Raw genomic sequence first — 21103 nt, 5'->3', positions numbered from 1 at the left:
GGACCCCGATGCCCCCGCCCTCTTCCTCCGCCCGCCGCCCCCTGGGGCGCGGCCCAGGCGTGCCGCCCCCCGCGCCGGCGGCCCCCGAGGAGAGCAACGGGCCCCCGGAGCCTCCGGAGCCCCCCAACTCCACAGCGCCCGCCCCCGAGGCCGCCGAGCCCGCCCCTGACGCGCCCGAGGCCGCCGGGCCCGAGGCCATCGAGCCTGCCCCTGAGGCCGCCGACGCCGACGCGCCGGGGAGCGTCGCCGAGCCCGAGCCCGAGCCCGCTGCCCCCGAGCCCGCTGCCGCCGGGCCCGAGACGGAGCGCGAGACCGCCGGGTCCGCGCCCCCCTTCGGGACCACCCCGCCCGCACCCAGGGCCGGCCCGTCGGGCCCCGTCGGGGCCGGTGCCGGCGAGACCGCCGGGACCGCCGCCGACGACGGGCGGTTCACCGTACGGCTGGCGAACTTCGAGGGCCCGTTCGACCTGCTGCTCCAGCTCATCTCGAAGCACAAGATGGATGTGACCGAGGTCGCGCTGTCCCGGGTGACCGACGAGTTCATGGCCCATATCCGGGCCATGGGCCCCGACTGGGACCTCGACCAGACCACCGAGTTCCTCGTGGTCGCCGCCACCCTGCTGGATCTGAAGGCCGCCCGGCTGCTGCCCGCCGCCGAGGTGGAGGACGAGGCCGATCTCGCACTGCTGGAGGCACGGGACCTGCTGTTCGCGCGGCTGCTCCAGTACCGCGCGTACAAGCAGGTCGCGGCGATCCTCGACGCCCGGCTGGTCGCCGAGGCGCGGCGCTACCCCCGTACCGTCGGACTGGAGCCCCACCACGCCGCCCTGCTCCCCGAGGTCGTGATCAGCGTCGGGCCCGAGGGGTTCGCCGCGCTCGCCGTGAAGGCGATGCAGCCGAAGCCCAGGCCCCAGGTGTACGTCGACCACATCCACGCGCCGCTCGTCTCCGTACGGGAGCAGGCGGGGATCGTCGTCGCACTGCTGCGGGAGCGCGGGGAGGCCAGCTTCCAGGCGCTCACCGCGGACGCCGCCGACACCCTCACCGTCGTGGCGCGCTTCCTGGCCCTGCTGGAGCTGTACCGGGAGCGGGCGGTCTCCCTGGGCCAGGAGGAGGCCCTCGGCCCGCTCATGGTCCGCTGGACGGGCGGGGACGGCGACGAGGTGCCGGCCGTGACCGACGAATTCGACCGTGCGGCCGGGGACGCCGAGGACGCAGGGGCCGCCGAGGACGCCGGGGAAGCTGAGGAGAAGGTGTGAGCGAGCAGCAGTCACGTACCGTCGCGGAACTCGATCTCAGGCCCGCCCTGGAGGCGGTCCTCATGGTCGTCGACGAGCCCGCCACCGAGGAGCATCTCGCCAAGGTCCTCGACCGTCCCCGGCGGGCCGTCGCCGACGCGCTGCGGGAACTGGCCGACGAGTACACCGTCCAGCGCCGGGGCTTCGAACTGCGGCTGGTCGCGGGCGGCTGGCGGTTCTACACCCGGCCCGAGTACGCGGAGGCCGTCGAGGGCTTCGTGCTCGACGGCCAGCAGGCCCGGCTCACCCAGGCCGCGCTGGAGACCCTCGCGGTCGTCGCGTACCGCCAGCCCGTGAGCCGCTCGCGGGTCTCCGCGGTACGGGGAGTGAACTGTGACGGGGTCATGCGCACCCTGCTCCAGCGCGGGCTGGTCGAGGAGGCGGGCACGGAACCCGAAACAGGTGCGATCCTGTACAGGACGACGAACTACTTTTTGGAGCGGATGGGCCTGCGGGGCCTGGACGAACTTCCGGAACTCGCGCCCTTCCTCCCCGAGGCGGACGCGATCGAGGCCGAGAGCCAGGAAGGTGTTCCGTCGTTCGATCCGGACGCACCGGACACCGACGCAGACGACAAGACGGAACTTTGATGCGAAGCAGTGGCAGGAACAGCGGAAGCGGCAACAGGAACGGTGGAGGCGGGAGCGGCGGCGGCAACCGGAACGGCCGGGACGACCGGAACGGCCGGGACGACCGGGGCGGCCGGGGCGCCGGCGGCGGCCACGGAACCGGCGGCGGTCGCGGCACCGGTGGCGCCCGTGGTACCGGTGGCGGCCGGAGCGCCGGCGGCTCCTGGAGTGCCGACGGTGGCCGGGCGGCCGATGGCGGCCGGGACGACCAGCAGAAGCGGCCGTCGCGCCCGCGTCCCGAGGAGCGCCGCTACGATGTCGGCCGCTCGGGCCCGACCGGCGGTTCCGGCGCGTCCGGCGCCCCCGGTGGCGCGCGCCGTTCCGGCCGCCCCGGTGAGACCGGCGGTTCCTCCGGCGGCGACTCCCGTCAGGGCGGAGCCCGGGGCGCGGCGGCCCGTGGCGGTGCCAAGGGCGGTCCCCGGTCCCCGCAGAGCGCCGGCGGCCGGGGCGGCCCGCGCCGCGGTGCCGCCTCCCGCCCGCGTGAGCTGGACGCCAAGATCGAGCAGCGCAACCGCGACCGGTACGCGGAGCGGCCCTCCGTCAAGACGCCGAGGACGAACCCCGGCGCCGAGCAGGAGGGCGAGCGGCTCCAGAAGGTCCTCGCCCGCGCCGGCATGGGTTCGCGCCGCGCCTGCGAGGAGCTGATCGAGCAGGCCCGCGTGGAGGTCAACGGCGAGATCGTGCTGGAACAGGGCATGCGGGTCGACCCGGAGAAGGACGAGATCAAGGTCGACGGGCTGACCGTGGCGACCCAGTCGTATCTCTTCTTCGCGCTGAACAAGCCGGCCGGCGTCGTCTCCACGATGGAGGACCCGGACGGCCGCCAGTCCCTCGGCGACTATGTGACCAACCGTGAGACCCGGCTCTTCCATGTCGGCCGGCTCGACACGGAGACCGAGGGCATCATCCTGCTCACCAACCACGGTGAGCTGGCGCACCGCCTCACGCACCCCAAGTACGGCGTCAAGAAGATCTATCTGGCCGCGATCCAGGGCCCGTTGCCCCGCGATCTGGGCAAGCGGCTCAAGGACGGCATCCAGTTGGAGGACGGCTACGCCAAGGCCGACCACTTCCGTGTCGTCGAGAACACCGGCAAGAACTACCTGGTGGAGGTCACCCTCCACGAGGGCCGCAAGCACATCGTCCGGCGGATGCTCGCCGAGGCGGGCTTCCCGGTCGACCGGCTCGTCCGGACGTCCTTCGGGCCGATCCCGCTGGGCGACCAGAAGTCCGGCTGGCTGCGCCGTCTCACCAACACCGAGGTCGGCATGCTGATGAAGGAAGTGGGGCTGTGACCCCGGGATGCGCGCCCGGACGGTGACCCGCCCCCGGGCGGTGCCTCGCCGGGCGGTGCGCCCCGAGCGGTGCGCTCCTGAGCGGTGCGCTCCTGAGTGGTGCGTGACGAGGAAAGAGCCCGTGGCCCCGGCCGCGGGCTCTTTCCTCTTGTCCGGGGCCTTCGCCGACCTTTATAGTCAGGATGACTCTTAAGGAGGCGGGCGTGAGCCTCGCGGACTTCCTCGATCCCTTGCAGCGTCCACTGCTGACTGTTCTGGACACCCCGGTGAGCTGGACCGAGGTGCTCGGGTTCGGCAGCGGCGCGCTCTGCGTATGGCTCGTGGCCCGCCAGCACCTGGCCAACTGGCCGATCGGCATCGCCAACAACCTCTTCTTCATCCTGCTGTTCGCCCAGGCGGGCCTGTACGCCGACGCGGGGCTACAGGTCGTCTTCATCACCCTCGCCGCGTACGGCTGGTGGACCTGGACCCACGGGGGTGGACCAGGCTCGTCCCTGCCGGTGCGGCGCACGACGCGCACCGAATGGAGCCGGCTCGTCGCGGCGGGGGTGGTGGGGACACTCGGGCTGACGCTGCTCCTCGACCGGGCCACCGATTCGACCGTGCCCTTCTGGGACGCCCTGACCACCGGGCTCTCCCTGATGGCGACCTACGGACAGTGCCGCAAGCGGCTGGAGTCGTGGTGGCTGTGGATCGCGGCGGACCTCGTCTACATCCCGCTCTACGCGCACAAGGACCTCTATCTGACCTCGCTGCTCTACATCGGCTTCCTGGCCCTGTGCGTGGCCGGGCTGCGCAACTGGTCCAGGGATCTCGCGCCGGCGCCGTCCCGGCCCGCCGGGGCGAACGCCGTATGAGCGCGGACGGGACGGGCACCCGGGGACCGAGCGGCTTCGGACACGGCCTGGTGCTCGGCAAGTTCTATCCGCCGCACGCGGGCCACCACCATCTCGTACGGACCGCGCGGGACCGCTGCGCCCGGCTGACCGTGCTGGTCTGCGCCTCCTCGGTGGAGTCGGTGCCGCTGGCCGACCGTGTCCGCTGGATGCGCGAGATCCATCCGGACGTACGGGTCGTGGGAGCCGTCGACGACATCCCCGTGGATCTGGCCGACCCCGCCGTCTGGGACGCGCACCTGGCCGTCTTCCGGGCGGCCGTGCCCGAGCGGGTGGACGCCGTCTTCACCTCGGAGCCGTACGGGGAGGAACTGGGGCGGCGGTTCGGTGCCGAGTCCGTCCTCGTCGACCAGGACCGTACGGCCTTCCCGGTCTCGGGAACGGCCGTACGCAAGGACCCCGTCGGCTGCTGGGACTTCCTCGCGGCGCCCGTACGCGCGGCGCTGACGCGCCGGGTCGTGGTGCTCGGCGCCGAGTCCACCGGCACCACCACGCTGGCGCTCGCGCTGGCCGGGCACTACCGGGGGCGCGGCGGAGTCTGGGCGCGGACCCGGTACGTACCGGAGTACGGACGGGAGTTCAGCGCGCGCAAGCTGGCCGCCCTGCGCGCCCGGAGGCCGGGGGCGCGGTGGGCGGATGTCACGTTCACGCCGGAGGAGTTCCCGCTGATCGCCGCGCGGCAGAACGCGCTGGAGGACGAGGCGGCGCGGGCGGGATCGCCCGTGCTCTTCTGCGACACGGACTCGTTCGCCACCACCGTCTGGCACGAACGGTATCTGGGCGGACGCGATCCGCGGACGGGTGAGAGCGGGGCGGTCGGGGAGGTCGGGGAGGTCAGGGCGGCCGAGGCCGTCGAGGCGATCGCGGAGCTGAACACCCATCACCTCTGGCTGCTCACCGACCACGAGGGGGTCGCCTTCGAGGACGACGGACTGCGGGACGGCGAGGAGCTGCGGCCCTGGATGACGGGCCGGTTCGCAGCGGAACTCGCCCGGACCGGACGCCGGTTCATCCGGGTGGGCGGCTCGCGCGAGGCGCGGCTGCGCACGGCGGTCGCCGCCGTCGACGCGCTGCTGGCCCGGGGCTGGGACTTCGCCCCGCCGCTTCCGGAGCGACGGTGAGCGCCCGGGGGGCCCGCGCCCCCGGCACCGGAGGGGCGAGCGCGTCCGGGACCGAAGCGGCGAGCGCGTCCGGCAGCGGACAGGCCGGCGCGGCCGGTGCGGCGCGGGCCGACGCGTTCGGTGCGGTGCGGTGCGGTGTGTCCGGTGCGCGGGCCGGTGTTCCCGAGGACTACGACCCGTCCGCCTTCGAGCCGTTCGCGGTCACCGTCGACCTCGCCGTCTTCACCGTCCGCGAGGGCCGGCTGCATGTCCTGCTGGTCGAACGGGGACAGGAGCCCTACCGGGGCGCCTGGGCGCTGCCGGGCGGCTTCGTCCTGCCGAGGGAGTCCGCCGGGCAGGCCGCCCGCCGTGAACTCGCCGAGGAGACCGGTCTGTCGGAACGGACCGCGGGCGCCCTCCATCTGGAACAGCTCAGGACGTACAGCGACCCGGACCGCGACCCCAGGATGCGGGTCGTCTCCGTCGCCTACGCGGCGCTCGTCCCCGATCTGCCGGAGCCGCACGGCGGCGGGGACGCCGCGCGTGCCCGGTGGGTGGAGTCCGGTGCCCACGGGCCGCTGGCCTTCGACCACGACCGCATCCTTGCCGACGCCTGCGAACGCGTCGGCGCCAAACTCGAATACACCTGTCTCGCCACGGCCTTCTGCCCGCCCGAGTTCACCCTCGGGGAGCTGCGGCAGGTGTACGAGACCGTCTGGGGCGTGGAGCTCGACCGTCCCAACTTCCGGCGCAAGGTGCTCACCACACCCGGGTTCGTCCGGGCGCTGGAGGGGCCGCCGCGCAGGACCGGCGGCCGGGGGAAACCGGCCGCGCTGTACCGCGCGGGCACCGCCACCACACTGCACCCCCCTCTGCTGCGACCGGACCGACCGGAAGGACGGACGACATGATCATGTCGAGGACCCATGTCAAGCAGGCCGCCACGGGCTCGCTGATCGGGCTCGCGCTCGGTGACGCCCTGGGCTTCCCGACCGAGTTCGACGATGTGCCGTCGATCCTCGCGAAATGCGGCCCCTGGCGGGAGATGGCCCTGCCGAGTCCCGCGATCGTCACGGACGACACCCAGATGACGCTCGCGTTCGCCCGGGGCATCCGGACCGCGATGGACGGGGGCGTGCTCGGTCCGGCCGGGCTGGAGCGGCCGGTGCGCGACGAGTTCGTCGCCTGGTACCACTCGCCGGACAACAACCGGGCCCCCGGCCGGACCTGTCTGACGGCGTGCGGACTCCTCGACGGCGACCGGCCCTGGCAGCACGCCAGCCAGATCGGCTCCAAGGGCTGCGGCGCCAATATGCGGGTCGCGCCGATCGGGCTCGTACCGGGGCTCAGCGACGAACAGCGGGCAGGCGCGGCACAGTTGCAGGCGGCGCTCACCCATGGCCATCCGACGGCGCTGGCCGCCTCGGACCTCACGGCGCGCGCGGTGCGTCTGCTGGCGCGGGGCGCCGAGCCGCTGGGACTGGTGGGCCAGTTGCGCTCGTACGCGTACGAGAACCGGGAGCGCTACCTCCACCGCTGGCTCGGCGACCTCTGGACGTTCGCGCACGACCCGGCGCCCGAGTCCTTCGTGGCGCGCGGCTGGGACGAGTGCCTGGAGGCCCTGGCGCGGGTCGAGGCCGCCCTGCGCACCCCCTCGCCGGAGACGGACCCGTGCCTTGCCACCGGGGACGGCTGGACCGCGGAGGAGGCCCTCGCCACCGGGCTGCTCTGCTTCCTGCTCTTCCCCGCCGATCCGCTCACGGCCCTGCGCCGGGCCGCCTGCACCCGGGGCGACTCGGACTCCATCGCCTGTCTGACGGGCGCGTTCGCCGGGGCCCACCTCGGCGCGGGCGCCTGGCCCCAGGAGTGGGCGGAGCGGATCGAGTACCGGAGCGATCTGATGTCCCTGGGAGCGCTCTGGGACTCCTGACTCCGTCCCGGTGAGCCCTCCGGGACTCCTGATTCCTCAGGCGCCGCCCGGCCGGAGCGCCGAGAAGGCGCGCGAGCCCCTCACGCACGCGAGCCCCTCACGCAGGAGTGGACGGTGTGGTCACGGACGAGGGCTTCGCGGGGCGTGCGCGAGAGCGTACGGGGGTGGCGGCGCGGGCCGGGCGTCCAGGGGCTGTCTACGCTGGGCGGAGCGGCCCGGGGACACCGCGGGCCCGGCACAGCGCGGCGCGGAACGCCAAGCGGAACACCAGGGAGATCGACGTGGCGGTACGAGCGGTCCGCGGGGCCGTCCAGTTGGAGCGGGACGAGTCCGGGCACATGGACGACCAGGTCAGGCTGCTGCTCACGGAGATACTCGAACGCAACGCGCTCACCCCGGACGATCTGATCAGTATCTGGTTCACGGCCACCCCCGATCTGCACAGCGACTTCCCGGCCGCCGCGGCCCGTGGACTCGGGATGGCCGAGGTGCCCCTCCTCTGTGCCCAGGAACCGGACATCGAGGGCGCGCTGCCCCGTGTCGTCCGTATCCTCGCCCATATCGAGTCCGACCTTCCCCGATCAGAGATCGCGCACGTCTACCTCGGCGCCGCGGCAGCCCTCCGCAAGGACATCGCCCAGTGAGAACCGCCGTCGTCATCGGAACCGGCCTGATCGGCACCTCGGCCGCGCTGGCCCTGGCGGGTCGGGGCGTCACCGTCCACCTCAGCGACCACGACCCGTCCCGGGCCCGTACCGCCGCCGCGCTCGGCGCGGGGACGGACGAGGCGCCCGAGGGCCGGGTCGACCTCGCGGTCATCGCCGTACCGCCCGCCCATGTCGCGGCCACCCTCGCGGCGGCCATGCGGGGCGGCGTGGCCCGCGGCTATCTGGACGTGGCGAGCGTCAAGGGCGGCCCCCGCCGTGAGCTGGAGGCGCTCGGGCTCGGTCTGGCCTCGTACATCGGTACGCACCCGATGGCCGGCAAGGAGCGCTCGGGCCCGCTGGCCGCGACCGCCGATCTCTTCGACGGACGCCCCTGGGTGCTGACCCCGGCCCCGGACACCGACACCGAGGTGCTCAATCTGGCCCTGGAGCTGGTCGCCCTCTGCCGTGCCGTGCCCGTGGTCATGGACGCCGACGCGCACGACCGGGCGGTCGCCCTGGTCTCGCACACCCCCCAGCTCGTCTCGTCCATGGTCGCCGCCCGGCTGGAGGAGGCCGACGAGACGGCCGTACGCCTCTGCGGCCAGGGCATCCGCGATGTCACCCGGATCGCGGCCTCCGACCCCGGGATGTGGGTCGAGATCCTCTCCGCGAACCCCGGTCCCGTCGCCGATGTGCTGGCGGGGGTCGCCGCGGACCTCGGGGAGACGGTCGAGGCGCTGCGCGCGCTCCAGTCCTCCGACGAGGAGAAGCGGCGCGGCGGCGCGGCCGGGATCGAGGACGTGCTGCGCCGCGGCAACGCGGGCCGGGTGCGGGTGCCGGGCAAGCACGGCGCGGCCCCGGCGGCCTACGAGGTCGTGGCGGTCCTGGTCGGCGACCGGCCGGGCGAGCTGGCCCGGATCTTCGCGGACGCCGGGCGCGCGGGCGTCAATGTCGAGGACGTCCGTATCGAACACGCGACCGGACAGCAGGCCGGTCTGGCCCAGCTCATGGTGGAACCGGCGGCGGCTCCGGTGCTCTCCGCGGCCCTGCGGGAACGCGGCTGGTCGATCCGGCAGTGATGCCCCGCGCTCCGGGGCGTCCCGCCGAACGGGTGCATGGGTGGTCCTGAGTACTCGGTAACCTTGTGCGGGGGCGTTGGTGCGTCCTCGCACATCCACCCCGTGAACCAGGAAGGTGTCCGCCCCCCGTGGAAATCGGATCAACCCCCGCCCGGACCGCCCCGGCCGCCGTGATCGTCGCCATCGACGGCCCCTCCGGCACGGGCAAGTCGAGCACCTCCAGAGCCGTGGCCGCCCGGCTCGGGCTGAGCTATCTGGACACCGGCGCCCAGTACCGCGCGATGACCTGGTGGATGATCAACAACGGGATCGAGGTCACGGACGCCGTCGCCGTCGCGACCGCCGCGGGCAAGCCCGTCCTGGTCTCCGGCACCGACCCGGCCGGTCCGACGATCACCGTGGACGGCGCGGACGCCTCGGCCCCGATCCGTACCCAGGAGGTCACCTCCAAGGTGAGCGCGGTCAGCGCCGTGCCGGAGGTACGGACCGTCGTCACCGAGTTGCAGCGGTCCATCGCCGCCGCCGCGGCGCACGGCATCGTGGTCGAGGGGCGTGACATCGGTACGACCGTCCTGCCGGACGCCGATGTCAAGATCTTCCTCACCGCGTCCCCGGAGGCGCGGGCCGCCCGCCGCAGCGGCGAGCTGACCGGCAAGGAGGCGACCGATGTCGCCGCCACCAAGGAAGCGCTGATCAAGCGGGACGCGGCCGACTCCAGCCGTAAGACCTCCCCGCTCGCCAGGGCCGACGACGCGATCGAGGTCGACACCACGGATCTCACGCTCCAGCAGGTCATCGATCGTGTCGTGAGCCTGGTCGAGGAGAAGCGGGCGGCCGGGTGAGCACGGTGTCCGCACAGGGCGCGGAGGTCGGCCGCCGGATCGGCGTCGGGCTGATGAACGGGCTCTGGAAGCCCCGGGTGCTGGGCGCCTGGCGGATCCCCGGCAGCGGCCCGGTGATACTCGCCGTCAACCACTCCCACAACATCGACGGCCCGATGGTGATCGGCCTCTCGCCCCGCCCGGTGCACTTCCTGGTCAAGAAGGAGGCGTTCGTCGGTCCGCTCGACCCGTTCCTGCGGGCGATCGGACAGGTGAAGGTGGACCGGTCCGTGGCCGACCGCGGCGCGATCGGCGACGCGCTCGGGGTGCTCCGGGCCGGCGGGGTGCTGGGGATCTTCCCCGAGGGCACCCGTGGGGAAGGGGACTTCGCCTCGCTGCGCGCCGGGCTCGCCTATTTCGCCGTACGGTCGGGAGCGCCGGTCGTGCCGGTCGCGGTCCTGGGCAGTACGGACGGCCGGAGCCGGCTGATACCGGCGCTGCCCCCGCTGCGCGGCCGGGTGGACGTCGTCTTCGGCGACGCCTTCGAGGCGGGCGACGGCGACGGGCGGCGCACCCGCAGGGCGCTGGACGAGGCCACGGTACGGATCCAGAAGCGGCTGACCGCCCATCTGGAGCACGCCAGGCGTCTCACCGGGCGGTAGCACGCGGCGGACGCGCCCCCGGGTGTGCGCGAGACTTGGCTTTTGAGTAGTGCACCGCGTCGAGCGGTGCACCGATCACGATGAACGAGGTACGGACTTCATGAACGACCAGATCGACTCCGGCGACGAGCACGGAGGGCTTGGCGATGCCGAGTACGCGAACTTCATGGAGCTGGCCGCGCTGGAGGGCTTCGAAGCCGAGGAGGTGGAGGGGGCGATCGACGAGGCCGGCCACGGCCCGCTGCCCGTCCTCGCCGTCGTCGGCCGCCCGAATGTCGGCAAGTCGACACTCGTGAACCGGATCATCGGCCGCCGGGAGGCGGTCGTGGAGGACAAGCCGGGCGTCACCCGTGACCGGGTCACCTACGAGGCCGAGTGGGCGGGCCGCCGTTTCAAGGTCGTCGACACCGGCGGCTGGGAGCAGGACGTCCTGGGTATCGACGCCTCCGTCGCCGCCCAGGCCGAGTACGCGATCGAGGCCGCCGACGCGGTGGTCTTCGTGGTGGACTCCACGGTCGGCGCGACCGACACCGACGAGGCCGTCGTCAGACTGCTGCGCAAGGCGGGCAAGCCCGTGGTGCTCTGCGCCAACAAGGTCGACGGACCGAGCGGGGAGCCGGACGCCACGGCGCTCTGGTCGCTCGGCCTCGGCGAGCCCCATCCGGTCTCCTCGCTGCACGGCCGTGGCACCGGCGACATGCTCGACGCGGTCCTCGAAGCCCTGCCCGAGGCCCCGGCGCAGACCTTCGGCACGGCCGTCGGCGGCCCCCGCCGTATCGCCCTCATCGGCCGGCCCAATGTCGGCAAGTCGTCCCTGCTCAACAAGGTCGCGGGCGAGGAGCGCGTGGTCGTCAACGAGATCGCGGGCACCACCCGGGACCCGGTGGACGAGCTGATCGAGCTGGGCGGCACGGTCTGGAAGTTCGTCGACACGGCGGGTATCCGCCGCAGGGTCCACCTCCAGGAGGGCGCGGACTACTACGCGTCGCTGCGTACCGCCGCCGCGCTGGAGAAGGCCGAGGTCGCCGTCGTACTGATCGACACCAGCGAGTCGATCAGCGTCCAGGACCAGCGGATCATCACGATGGCCGTCGACGCGGGCCGCGCCCTGGTCGTCGCGTACAACAAGTGGGACACCCTCGACGAGGAGCGCCGCTACTACCTGGAGCGGGAGATCGAGACGGAGCTGGCGCAGATCTCCTGGGCGCCCCGGGTGAATGTCTCGGCGCGCACCGGCCGTCATATGGAGAAGCTGGTCCCGGCGATCGAGACGGCCCTCGCGGGCTGGGAGACCCGGGTGCCGACCGGACGGCTCAACGCGTTCCTCGGTGAGCTGGTCGCCGCGCATCCGCATCCGATCCGCGGCGGCAAGCAGCCGCGCATCCTGTTCGGTACGCAGGCGGGCACCAGGCCGCCGCGGTTCGTGCTCTTCGCCTCGGGCTTCATCGAGCACGGCTACCGGCGGTTCGTGGAGCGCCGGCTCCGTGAGGAGTTCGGCTTCGAGGGCACCCCGATCCATATCTCCGTACGGGTGCGCGAGAAGCGCGGCCGCAAGAAGTAGACCGCGGAAAGCGGTGGGGCCCGGCGCGGGATCGTCCGCGCCGGGCCCCACCGCTTCCGGCGGTCAGACGCCCCGGCGGGGCCCCGGGGGGAGGGCCGCCGGTGTGTGGCGTCCGGTGGGCTGCCGGGGGTCGCGCTGCCATGAGCCCGGGTAGGGCGGGTGACCGTATCCCCCGTGAGCGGCGTGCAGCCCGGTACCGAAGGCCGTGAACCCGAGATTCTCCTCGTTGCTCCGGTCGCCGGGCAGCGCCCGGAAGGACCGGCGGAACTCCGAGTACAGCGCGTCGTAGATCGGCGTCATGGGGAACCCGTCCGCTCCGTCCTGCGCGGGGCGCATGGAAGGGATCTGGCTCTGGTACTGCTGACGCGAGGGGTCGTATGAGTGCACATAGGTGCCAACGACCCTTTCGTCCGTCGGATGCGGGCTGTCCTGGGAATTCGGGCCCGGCTGCCGGAGCAGCAGCCGGAGGGTGGCGCCCGTGGCGTCGTTCACGTGCCGGCCAGGGGCATCGCCGCGGCGACGAGCTGTCCGTTGGCCGCGGCCTTCTCCAGGGCGTCGCGCAGCAGATCCTCGCGGGGCTGCTGGCCGATGGAGCCGACCGGCGCGGCGAAGACCAGTACGGTGTGCGACTTGTTGGCCGCCGCGCGCCAGCCGTCGGTGACCTGGAGCGGCTGGTGGGCCTGCCACCAGGCGACCGGGCTGCCGCCGCCGGTGCCCGGCTGGAGCACGGCGTGGAGCTGGCCCATGGCGAGCAGCACCGACCAGCCGGGGAGGGCGGCGGGCACGGTGTTCAGATCGGGGACGGGCCGGAAGCCCTGCTCGACCAGGAGCGTGAGGAACTCGTCGGTGGTGCCGCGCGAGCCGGGGCGGGCGATCGGCGCGGTGGGCTCCACGACCAGCGCGGGGTGCAGATCGCCCTCGATCAGCACCAGACCGCTGGTGACACCGAGGACGGCCTGCCCGGAACCGGCGGCGGGGTCCGGCTCCGGCCGCGGCTCGCTCCCGGTGATGGACCGGACCGCGCCCTGGAGCTGCTCCTCGGCGACCTGGACGACCTGGGAGGGGATGCAGGTGGCGTGGGCGAAGGCGAGCACGGCGGTCTCCTCGCCGACGAACAGTACGGTGCTGGTCCGCTCCTGCTCGGAGTCGCCGGGGGTCCGGCAGGAGGTGCAGTCGTAGCTTCCCGGGGAGTTCTCGCCGGTGAGCAGCCGGTCGGCTTCTTCGTCGCCGATCTCGGCGCGTACGTCCTCGCTGACGTCGAGCATGCGCGGCACGGGTGGCTCCTCGAACTCGGTGCGTGGGGCCGGGCTGTTCCCGGCTCGTAAAGAAGACAACGTGCGAGCCGTGGCCCGGGTCACGCGCGGACACGCACGGAATCGAACCAACCGGCGGACCGGGCCGACCGCCGTTCTGAACGAGTCATGCCGAGTCAACGCCCGCCGGACGGAGGGAAGTTGGTCCTTCCGGTGGATCCGCAGGTCAGTACGGCCACAGATCGACAAATCGTGAAATCAGTGAATCAATGGGGTGGCCGAAAATCGTTGCTGCTTCCGGGGGCCCGCCCGTCCGGACGCGGCGCTCGTGCCGCGCCCGCGCTCCGGCCGGGACACCGGCACCGGGACCGCCGCCGTCGCCGCCCCACCGCCTCGCCGCCCCACCGCCGGTGCCCCCACCGCCGTCGCCGCCGCCGTCCGGCCGGGCGGTCGAGGTGCGGTTGCCCCTGACCGGGCCGACGGCCGGCCGGGCGCCCCCTGCTGCACCGAGGGCAACGACCTCCGCGTACGGCTGGACCCCGCCCCCGTGGCCGCCACCGCCCGCTGAGTCCCGTCCTCCGCCCCGCTCGCGGACGGTTCCTGTCCACGGCATGTGGCCGGTCGGTGGATTGTGCGGGGAAATCGTGAATTCTCCACACCCCGTCAATTGCCGCCGGGGGCTCGTACGCCCTCCGGTGGCTGAAATTCAGAAGGGCGCAATTCATGCGATCTTCGGGCTCATGGAATTACTTCCTGGCGGACCGCGAACTGCCCATAAGAGTGAAGTTGTTCGCGTTCGGCCGATCGCGTGATCCTGTGACACAAGTGTGACCGCCGAGAGACGGGAAGCGCCTGTGCCGGTATCCGCCCGGCTTCCTTCACCGCCCGGGGACGCCTACCGTGAGTGTTATGGCACCGATACCGACTCAGCACCGACAGCCCGACGACGCCCCCGAGTCCTATGTCGGACTCGACGCCGAGAGCGCCGAGCGGCGCGCCCGCGGGCGCGGCTGGACGACGGTCAGAAGCCTGCCGCCGGGGTCGATCATCACCATGGAGTTCGTGGTGGGCCGTCTCAACTTCGAGGTCGAGGACGGCCGGGTCATCCGCTGCTGGCTCGGCTGAGCCGCCCGGCCCCCGCCCGTACTCCGGCCCGTACCCCTGTACGGGCCGGATACGGGCCCGCGGAGCGACGAAGGCCCCCGGCGGCGGCGCCGGGGGCCTTCGTGCGTGTACGGGACGCCTGGAGGGCGGGGGAGGGGCGGGTGCGTACCGTCGTCCCGTCCCCGGCCCGCTCAGCCGCCTGTCACCGGCCGTGAGTTCGGCGGGCGGCGGCTGCCCGCCGGCGCCGTCGGTGTCCGTTCCGAGCGCACCGCGTGCGGCCGGGACTGGATGAGCTGCGAACTGCTGCGCGGGCCGGCCGCACGGCTGCTGTGGCCTGCTCCGACGGACTCGCGCGGGGGCTCGTCCCCCTGGGCGGAGGCGCCCTGCGGGACCGCGGCCGGACGCGGCCCCCCGGCGGCGACCGGGGTGGAGGGGACCCGCCGGCGGTCGGCCGGCCACCGCTCACGCACCCGGTCGCGCACGGACAGGATCGCGGGCTCCGCGCGGCCGATCAGCGGCTCGAACCAGGGCAGCCCCAGCAGGATCAGCAGACCGGCGGCCCAGCCGAGCAGCACATCGCTCAGCCAGTGCGTACCGAGATAGACGGTGGTCGCGCCGACGCCCAGCGCCACCACCGCGGACAGGACCGACAGATAGCGTCTGGCCCGGGGCGTGGTGGCCAGATAGGCCAGGATTCCCCAGGTCACGACGGCGTTGGCGGTGTGGCCCGAAGGAAATATATCGCCGCCCGCGAACAGCTCGGCCGAGCCGATCCGCGTCGCGTAGTGGGGGCCGAGCCGGCCGAGCCCGAGCTTGACGGCGCCGACCGTCACATTGAGCAGCAGCAGGGCGGTGCCGAGCGCCAGCAGCGGGCGCAGGGTGTGCTGGCGCCAGGAGCGCCAGCCCAGCCAGGCCGCGATCATCACGGCGGTGGGGCCGCGCTGGCCGAGCACCACGAAGTAGTCGAGGAAGGCGTGCAGATCCGGCCATTGCTGATAGGGCCGGAACAGCATGACTTTCCAGTCGAGGGTCACCAGCGAGGAGGTGACGAGCACGGCGACGACGATGGCGAGATAGAACGCCAATGTCCCGCCGAAGAGAGCCGTGCGGGTGCGGCTCATCCGCGGGATCTCTATCTTCGGCGGCTCCGGCTCCCGGTCCAGGCGGGCAAAGATGTCGGTACGCACACAAAGGACGTTACAGCGAGTGAGTGAGTGAACCGGTCCATCGCGTCCCTTCGTGATGACGATGTGATGTGGAGTAGCCGCCGGAGGACCGTTTATCCGGAGGGCTCCGAAAAATCCAAGTGACCTTCGGCCCTATTCACCGGCACATCCTTCGGGGAACTGTCTTTGTGCGGCACAGAATTCGTTCACCGTGGCGTCGCGTGGAATTTCCCTCCTGCTCGCGCACGCCCGGGGCCCCGGCGCCGGCCGGGGTGGAGTGGCGCACGCCACACCGCCCCGCCGGGACGGAGAGAGATCCACCACGCGCCACACGCGTTCACTCGCGTACGCTGTCGGCTCACTCGCCCGTCGATGCCGGGCCGCCCCGTGGGACCCGGGTCCCCGTCGGCCCGCCGAGCGCGAGGGACGCATTGGGAGGTACTCAGATGTCCGGGACCACCACGGCCGGATCACGGCTGCGCGGGGCCGCCGGTGCCAATCGCTGGGTCGTTCTGTTCGTCCTCTGTGTCAGCCTGCTGCTGGTGGCGCTCGACGCGACCGTCCTGCATGTCGCGGTGCCCGCCGTCACCGGGGACCTCAGGCCCAGCGGGGTCGAACTGCTCTGGATCGTGGACGCGTATCCGCTGGTCTGCGCCTCGCTGCTGATCCTTTTCGGCACGCTCGGCGACCGCATCGGGCGCAGACGGGTGCTGCTGATCGGCTACGGACTCTTCGGGGCCGCCTCGGCGGTCGCGGCGTTCGCCGACTCGCCCACGGTGCTGATCGGGGCGCGCGCCCTGCTCGGTGTGGGCGGCGCGATGATCATGCCCGCGACCCTCTCCATCCTGCGCGCGGTCTTCCCCGACCGGCGCGAACGGGCCCTCGCCATCGGTGTCTGGACCGCCGTCGCGGCGGTGGGCGCCGCCGTCGGGCCGGTCCTCGGCGGGTTTCTCGTCGAGCACTTCTGGTGGGGCTCGGTCTTCCTGGTCAACCTCCCGCTGCTGGCGGTCCTGCTGCCGCTCGGCCGTGTGGTGCTGCCCGAGTCGAAGGGCTGCGGCGACGGTCCCTGGGACGTGCTCGGCGCGCTGATGGCCGCGGCCGGGGTGCTCGGGGTCGTGTTCGGGGTGAAGCGTCTGGGGGCCGGGGAGGGGCCGCTGAGCCTCGCGACGCTCGGTCCGCTCTGTGCGGGCGCGGCCCTGCTGATCCTCTTCGTGCGCAGACAGCGCCGCCGTGAGCATCCGCTGATCGACATGCGGATGTTCGCCAGGCCCACCTTCTCCACCTCCGTCGGCTGCATCGTCCTCGCCATGCTGGCCCTGGTCGGCCTGGAGCTGATCGCCGTCCAGTACCTCCAGCTCGTGCTGGGGCTCAGCCCGCTGGAGACCGGGCTGCGGCTGCTGCCGCTCACCTTCGCCGCCATGGCCGCCGGCATCACCGGCTCGGCCACCCTGCGCAGGATCGGCCCGCGCCGGATGGTGTCCTGGGGTTTCGTCCTCACCGCCGCGGCCGTGCTGCTGCTGGTGCTGATGGGCCAGCACGACCGCCCGGGTCTGCTGACCGCGGGCTTCGTGCTGCTCGGCTTCGGGCTCCAGACCACGCTCTTCGGCGCGTACGAGTCGATGCTCAGCGAGGCCCCCGCCGATCAGGCGGGCGGGGCGGCGGCCATCGGCGAGACCTCGTACCAGCTCGGCGCGGGCCTGGGCATCGCGCTGCTCGGCAGTGTGATGAACGCGGCGTACGCGCCCGCGGTGTCGTCGGCGAAGGGCGTCCCGGCCGCCGCGGGCTCGGCCGCGGCCGACTCGCTCGGTGAGGCCTACGAGGTGGCGGCCCGGCTCGGGGGGCCCGCCGGCGACGCCCTGCGGACCGCCGCACGCCATTCGTTCGTGCACGGGCTGCACATCACGCTGCTGGTCAGCGCGGGACTGCTGCTGCTCGGCGCGCTGGCGGCGCTGCGGCTGCCCAAGGTCATGGAGTGCCCGGAGCCCGGTACCGGGCTGCCGGGCGGGACACCGCCCGAGCCCCGGCGGCGGCAGCCGCCGGCCCCGGCCCCGCCGGCGCCCCAGCTCCGCAAACCGCCGGAGCAGCGCCGGCCCCGCCCCCACGGCACACCGGGACCCCACGCCTCCCCGGACACCCGCGCCGCCACGGAGGAGCCCCTCCCGGCGGGCCGCGGCCGGGGCTGACAGCCCTGACGCCGCCCGCCCCGTCCGCCGGATCTCCGCCCGGCCTCCGCCCGGACCGGGCGGGCGGCCCGGATCCGGCGCGGGAGCCGGGCACCGGGCCCCGTCCCGCCGCTGTTAGTTTGTGGCGGTCCGAGTCCCGCGAGCCGCCGGAGGTCCTTCCATGTCCGCACCGTCCGCCGCGAAGCTCCCGGCCTTCGACCCCGGGGATCCGCTCGGTCTCGACGATCTGCTCGACCCGGAGGACCTGGCGATCCGGGACACCGTGCGCGCCTGGGCGGCGGACCGGGTGCTGCCCCATGTCGCCGAGTGGTACGAACGCGGCGAGGTGCCCGGCATCCGGGAGCTGGCCCGGGAACTGGGCACGCTCGGCGCCCTCGGGATGTCCCTGACGGGCTACGGCTGCGCGGGCGCCACCGCCGTCCAGTACGGGCTCGCCTGTCTGGAGCTGGAGGCCGCCGACTCCGGTATCCGCTCGCTCGTCTCCGTGCAGGGCTCGCTCGCCATGTACGCGATCCACCGCTACGGCTCCGAGGAGCAGAAGCGGCGCTGGCTGCCCGCGATGGCGGCCGGCGAGATCATCGGCTGCTTCGGACTCACCGAGCCCGACCACGGCTCCGACCCCGCCGGGATGCGGACGTACGCCAGGCGCGACGGCGGCGACTGGGTGCTCGGCGGACGCAAGATGTGGATCACCAACGGCTCGGTCGCGGGCGTCGCCGTCGTGTGGGCGCGTACGGACGAGGGCCCCGCGAACGGTGAGCGCGGGGGCTCCGGGGGCGGCGACATCAGGGGATTCCTCGTCCCGGCGGACACCCCGGGCTTCTCGGCCCCCGAGATCAGGCACAAATGGTCGCTGCGCGCCTCGGTCACCAGCGAACTGGTCCTCGACGACGTACGGCTCCCCGCCGACGCCGTACTCCCCGGGGTCACCGGACTGCGCGGACCGCTGAGCTGTCTCGGCCACGCCCGCTACGGCATCGTCTGGGGTTCCATGGGCGCCGCGCGCGCCAGCTTCGAGTCGGCGCTCCGGTACGCCGTGTCACGCGAGCAGTTCGGACGGCCGATCGGCGGCTTCCAGCTCACCCAGGCCAAACTGGCCGACATGGCCCTCGAACTGCACAAGGGAATCCTGCTCGCCCACCATCTCGGGCGGCGGATGGACGCGGGCCGCCTCCGCGCCGAGCAGGTCAGCTTCGGCAAGCTCAACAATGTGCGGGAGGCGATCGAGATCTGCCGGACCGCGCGGACGATCCTGGGCGCCAACGGGATCTCGCTGGAGTATCCCGTGATGCGCCATGCGACGAATCTCGAATCGGTGCTGACCTACGAGGGCACCGTCGAGATGCATCAGCTCGTCCTGGGCAAGGCGCTCACCGGTCTTGACGCCTTCCGGTGAGGCAGCGCGCGCCGTCCGGTGAGGCCCGCGCCCCGGTGAACCGATGAGCGCCCTGCTCAGCTCTGGTTGAAGAAGCCGTCCTGCGGCCGGCCCGCCGAGTCGCCGGTGACGATCTCGGTGTCGGCGGGGCTCAGCAGGAAGACCCGGGTGGCGACCCGGTCGATGGAGCCGCGCAGTCCGAAGATCAGCCCGGCGGCGAAGTCCACCACGCGCTTGGCGTCGGCGGACTCCATGGCGGTGAGGTTCATGATGACCGGGACGCCGGCCCGGAACAGCTCGCCGATGGCGCGGGCGTCCCGGAAGCTGTCCGGCGAGACGGTGGCGATTCTGCGGTCACGTTCATGGGCGGACTCGGAGGCGACCCGCACCCGCGGATCGGTCTTCCAGGTGTCGCCGTTCTCCGCACCCTCGGCGTACTCGTCGTCGTAGTAACGCTCGTCGTTGTCCTCAACGAGGCCCAGCCAGGCACTCGCCTTGCGCACCGATCCCATGGACGCCTCCTTTCACCGCGGTCACATGTCGTTCCCTGCCCCTATGGTCGTCCATGATGCGGATTGAGCGCCAAGGGGATAGTCGGCGCGCAGGCGATTCGTGACGGTACTGGTGCAGAAGTTGTGGCGGTTCGTCAAGGTTCTTCCAGCGTAGGGCCCCTGACGGGGTGCAAAATATGAACTTCCGGCCAGATGGGTGATGCTGGGGACGTACGGGTGAACGGCGTGCTCGGTACGATGCCTCGCGCACCATCGGGTGACTTTTCGGGGGGCTCGTCATGTTCGGAATCGTCAGACCGTGCGCTCACCGTCTCACCGACGGTCTCAGAACCGAGTGGATGGCCCATCTCTGCGGGCTCTGCCTGGCACTTCGCTCGGACCACGGCCAGTTCTCCCGGATCGTCACCAACTACGACGGGCTGATCGTCTCGGTTCTGACGGAGGCTCAGCTCGAAGGCGGCGAGACACGGCGCCGTACGGCGGGGCCGTGCCCGCTGCGCGGGATGCGGACCGCGCCCGTCGCCCGGGGCGAGGGCGCGCGCCTCGCCGCCGCCGTGTCCCTGGTGCTGGCCTCGGCGAAGGTGCGTGACCACGTGGCCGACCGGGACGGGCTGTTGAAGCGCAGACCGCTGGCGGTCGCCGCGCGCCGGGTCGCCACCGGCTGGGACCGGGCGGGCGCGCGGACCGGCGCGGAGCTGGGATTCGACACGGCGGTGCTGGTCGACGCGGTCGACCGGCAGCCCGGGATCGAGGCGCTGGCCGGCCCCGGCACCCCGCTGCTCACCGTCACCGAGCCGACCGAGACCGCCACCGCCGCGGCCTTCGCGCACACCGCCGTACTGGCCGGACGGCCCGGGAACGGCGCGCCCCTCGCCGAGGCCGGCCGGCTCTTCGGGCGGCTCGCGCATCTCCTGGACGCCGTGGAGGACCAGGTTTCTGACGAGGCGTCGGGTGCCTGGAACCCGCTCACCGCGACCGGCACCTCGCGGGCGGAGGCCAGACGCCTCGCCGATGACGCGGTGCGCGGCATCAGGCTCGCGCTGCGGGACGCGGAGTTCACCGACGGCCGGCTGGCCCATGTGCTGCTCGCGCACGAACTGCGCATATCCGTCGACCGGGCCTTCGGTACGACGGCCTGCGCCCATGAGATCCGGGCCGGCCAGGGCGGTCCGGGCGGGGCGCCCCCGCAGGGCGGTCCCTACGGCAACCCGTACGGCAATCCCTACGGGGGCCAGGGCGGGGGCCAGGGCGCCGGGGCGCACGGACCGTACGGCTCGAACAATCCCTACGGCGGCGGACAGCCGGGCATGCCGGGCGGGCCCGGTGGTCCCGGCGGGCCGCCGCCGGGCGCACGGCAGGAGCCGCCGAGGCCGGGCAGACGCGGCTTCTGGGCCGGCTGCGCGGTCTTCGTCGGACTGTGCTGCACCTGCAAGCTGTGCTGTGCGAAGGAGTACGAGGGTCCGTGGTCGCGCAAGAGGCGGGAGGGCTGCTGCCGTGACTGCGACTGCGATTGCGGCAACTGCGACTGCTGCGGCTGTGACTGCTGAGCACGGTGGTGACGGGAACGCGGTGTGAGGGGGGTCGAGCGTGAC

General features: G+C 73.0%; 20 protein-coding genes. 16 read left to right on the top strand and 4 right to left on the bottom strand.

Translation table 11 applies throughout. The features are described 5' to 3' along the window. Positions 1-8: 8 nt before the first annotated feature. From ACFYYH_RS20585 to der, 12 genes are all read left to right on the top strand, one after another. Positions 9-1259: a segregation and condensation protein A gene (locus tag ACFYYH_RS20585; protein WP_388552786.1), complete on the top strand. Its 1251-nt coding sequence runs from the start codon at positions 9-11 to the stop codon at positions 1257-1259. After that, entirely contained in the window at positions 1256-1888 is a 633-nt protein-coding gene (scpB, locus tag ACFYYH_RS20580) for an SMC-Scp complex subunit ScpB (protein WP_388552783.1), read from the top strand. The genes ACFYYH_RS20585 and scpB overlap by 4 nt, the downstream gene beginning before the upstream one ends. Then, positions 1888-3222 (top strand): pseudouridine synthase, encoded by a 1335-nt coding sequence (locus tag ACFYYH_RS20575; protein WP_388552780.1) that lies wholly within the window; start codon positions 1888-1890, stop codon positions 3220-3222. The genes scpB and ACFYYH_RS20575 overlap by 1 nt, the downstream gene beginning before the upstream one ends. Before the next feature lie 203 nt (positions 3223-3425). Continuing rightward, a complete protein-coding gene (gene pnuC / locus ACFYYH_RS20570; RefSeq protein WP_388552777.1) occupies positions 3426-4079 on the top strand; it encodes a nicotinamide riboside transporter PnuC in 654 nt (217 codons plus the stop codon). Beyond that, positions 4076-5239, top strand: a complete 1164-nt coding sequence (locus ACFYYH_RS20565) for an AAA family ATPase (protein ID WP_388552774.1) — start codon at positions 4076-4078, stop codon at positions 5237-5239. Before pnuC ends, ACFYYH_RS20565 begins: the two co-directional genes overlap by 4 nt. A gap of 137 nt (positions 5240-5376) precedes the next feature. Next, the gene (locus ACFYYH_RS20560; RefSeq protein WP_388552881.1) at positions 5377-6129 is read left to right on the top strand and encodes an NUDIX domain-containing protein; all 753 of its coding nucleotides are present in this window, start codon (positions 5377-5379) and stop codon (positions 6127-6129) included. Continuing rightward, positions 6126-7148 (top strand): ADP-ribosylglycohydrolase family protein, encoded by a 1023-nt coding sequence (locus ACFYYH_RS20555; RefSeq protein WP_388552771.1) that lies wholly within the window; start codon positions 6126-6128, stop codon positions 7146-7148. Before ACFYYH_RS20560 ends, ACFYYH_RS20555 begins: the two co-directional genes overlap by 4 nt. 281 nt (positions 7149-7429) lie before the next feature. Beyond that, the gene (gene aroH / locus ACFYYH_RS20550) at positions 7430-7792 is read left to right on the top strand and encodes a chorismate mutase (protein ID WP_388552768.1); all 363 of its coding nucleotides are present in this window, start codon (positions 7430-7432) and stop codon (positions 7790-7792) included. After that, positions 7789-8874 carry a prephenate dehydrogenase gene (locus ACFYYH_RS20545; RefSeq protein ID WP_388552765.1) on the top strand — a complete coding sequence of 362 codons (1086 nt, stop codon included), beginning with the start codon at positions 7789-7791 and terminating at the stop codon, positions 8872-8874. Before aroH ends, ACFYYH_RS20545 begins: the two co-directional genes overlap by 4 nt. A gap of 128 nt (positions 8875-9002) precedes the next feature. Beyond that, on the top strand, positions 9003-9716 hold the full coding sequence (gene cmk / locus ACFYYH_RS20540; protein ID WP_388552762.1) for a (d)CMP kinase: 714 nt from the start codon (positions 9003-9005) through the stop codon (positions 9714-9716). 53 nt (positions 9717-9769) lie between these two features. After that, a complete protein-coding gene (locus ACFYYH_RS20535; protein WP_388552878.1) occupies positions 9770-10357 on the top strand; it encodes a lysophospholipid acyltransferase family protein in 588 nt (195 codons plus the stop codon). 100 nt (positions 10358-10457) lie between these two features. Beyond that, a complete protein-coding gene (der, locus tag ACFYYH_RS20530; RefSeq protein WP_388552759.1) occupies positions 10458-11918 on the top strand; it encodes a ribosome biogenesis GTPase Der in 1461 nt (486 codons plus the stop codon). 63 nt (positions 11919-11981) lie between these two features. Here the strand turns inward: der and ACFYYH_RS20525 are convergent, their stop codons facing one another. Both ACFYYH_RS20525 and ACFYYH_RS20520 read right to left on the bottom strand, forming a co-directional pair. Then, complete coding sequence (locus ACFYYH_RS20525; RefSeq protein ID WP_388552756.1) at positions 11982-12410, bottom strand: hypothetical protein; 429 nt, start codon at positions 12408-12410, stop codon at positions 11982-11984. Beyond that, complete coding sequence (locus tag ACFYYH_RS20520) at positions 12407-13192, bottom strand: hypothetical protein (protein WP_388552753.1); 786 nt, start codon at positions 13190-13192, stop codon at positions 12407-12409. The genes ACFYYH_RS20525 and ACFYYH_RS20520 overlap by 4 nt, the downstream gene beginning before the upstream one ends. Positions 13193-14080: 888 nt before the next feature. Between ACFYYH_RS20520 and ACFYYH_RS20515 the strand changes: the two genes are divergently transcribed. Then, entirely contained in the window at positions 14081-14296 is a 216-nt protein-coding gene (locus tag ACFYYH_RS20515) for an I78 family peptidase inhibitor (RefSeq protein WP_388552750.1), read from the top strand. Positions 14297-14466: 170 nt separating this feature from the next. Here ACFYYH_RS20515 and ACFYYH_RS20510 read toward each other — a convergent pair whose 3' ends face one another. After that, the gene (locus ACFYYH_RS20510; RefSeq protein ID WP_388552747.1) at positions 14467-15462 is read right to left on the bottom strand and encodes a phosphatase PAP2 family protein; all 996 of its coding nucleotides are present in this window, start codon (positions 15460-15462) and stop codon (positions 14467-14469) included. A 425-nt stretch (positions 15463-15887) separates the two neighbouring features. Between ACFYYH_RS20510 and ACFYYH_RS20505 the strand changes: the two genes are divergently transcribed. Together ACFYYH_RS20505 and ACFYYH_RS20500 are read left to right on the top strand one after the other, a co-directional pair. Continuing rightward, positions 15888-17624, top strand: a complete 1737-nt coding sequence (locus tag ACFYYH_RS20505; protein WP_388552744.1) for an MFS transporter — start codon at positions 15888-15890, stop codon at positions 17622-17624. A gap of 160 nt (positions 17625-17784) precedes the next feature. Then, a complete protein-coding gene (locus ACFYYH_RS20500) occupies positions 17785-19020 on the top strand; it encodes an acyl-CoA dehydrogenase family protein (protein ID WP_388552741.1) in 1236 nt (411 codons plus the stop codon). A gap of 56 nt (positions 19021-19076) precedes the next feature. Here ACFYYH_RS20500 and ACFYYH_RS20495 read toward each other — a convergent pair whose 3' ends face one another. Then, positions 19077-19511 (bottom strand): cell division protein SepF, encoded by a 435-nt coding sequence (locus ACFYYH_RS20495; RefSeq protein WP_388552739.1) that lies wholly within the window; start codon positions 19509-19511, stop codon positions 19077-19079. 278 nt (positions 19512-19789) lie between these two features. Here ACFYYH_RS20495 and ACFYYH_RS20490 point away from each other — a divergent pair, with 278 nt between their 5' ends. Next, complete coding sequence (locus tag ACFYYH_RS20490; protein WP_388552736.1) at positions 19790-21058, top strand: DUF5685 family protein; 1269 nt, start codon at positions 19790-19792, stop codon at positions 21056-21058. Positions 21059-21103 lie beyond the last annotated feature (45 nt).

The sequence above is a fragment of the Streptomyces sp. NPDC002018 genome (genome assembly GCF_042890865.1).
Classification (GTDB): domain Bacteria; phylum Actinomycetota; class Actinomycetes; order Streptomycetales; family Streptomycetaceae; genus Streptomyces.
Note: the sequence above shows the minus strand (reverse complement) of the source record. Positions and strands in the feature narration are given on the sequence as shown.

What these genes read in the sequence shown, in the direction of transcription:
- ACFYYH_RS20585 (WP_388552786.1), top strand. Translation starts at nt 9, where the DNA reads ATGCCCCCGCCCTCTTCCTCCGCCCGCCGCCCCCTGGGGCGCGGCCCA.
- ACFYYH_RS20575 (WP_388552780.1), top strand. Translation starts at nt 1,888, where the DNA reads ATGCGAAGCAGTGGCAGGAACAGCGGAAGCGGCAACAGGAACGGTGGA.
- ACFYYH_RS20565 (WP_388552774.1), top strand. Translation starts at nt 4,076, where the DNA reads ATGAGCGCGGACGGGACGGGCACCCGGGGACCGAGCGGCTTCGGACAC.
- ACFYYH_RS20555 (WP_388552771.1), top strand. Translation starts at nt 6,126, where the DNA reads ATGATCATGTCGAGGACCCATGTCAAGCAGGCCGCCACGGGCTCGCTG.
- ACFYYH_RS20535 (WP_388552878.1), top strand. Translation starts at nt 9,770, where the DNA reads ATGAACGGGCTCTGGAAGCCCCGGGTGCTGGGCGCCTGGCGGATCCCC.
- der (WP_388552759.1), top strand. Translation starts at nt 10,458, where the DNA reads ATGAACGACCAGATCGACTCCGGCGACGAGCACGGAGGGCTTGGCGAT.
- ACFYYH_RS20515 (WP_388552750.1), top strand. Translation starts at nt 14,081, where the DNA reads ATGGCACCGATACCGACTCAGCACCGACAGCCCGACGACGCCCCCGAG.
- ACFYYH_RS20505 (WP_388552744.1), top strand. Translation starts at nt 15,888, where the DNA reads ATGTCCGGGACCACCACGGCCGGATCACGGCTGCGCGGGGCCGCCGGT.
- ACFYYH_RS20500 (WP_388552741.1), top strand. Translation starts at nt 17,785, where the DNA reads ATGTCCGCACCGTCCGCCGCGAAGCTCCCGGCCTTCGACCCCGGGGAT.
- ACFYYH_RS20495 (WP_388552739.1), bottom strand. Translation starts at nt 19,511, where the DNA reads ATGGGATCGGTGCGCAAGGCGAGTGCCTGGCTGGGCCTCGTTGAGGAC.
- ACFYYH_RS20490 (WP_388552736.1), top strand. Translation starts at nt 19,790, where the DNA reads ATGTTCGGAATCGTCAGACCGTGCGCTCACCGTCTCACCGACGGTCTC.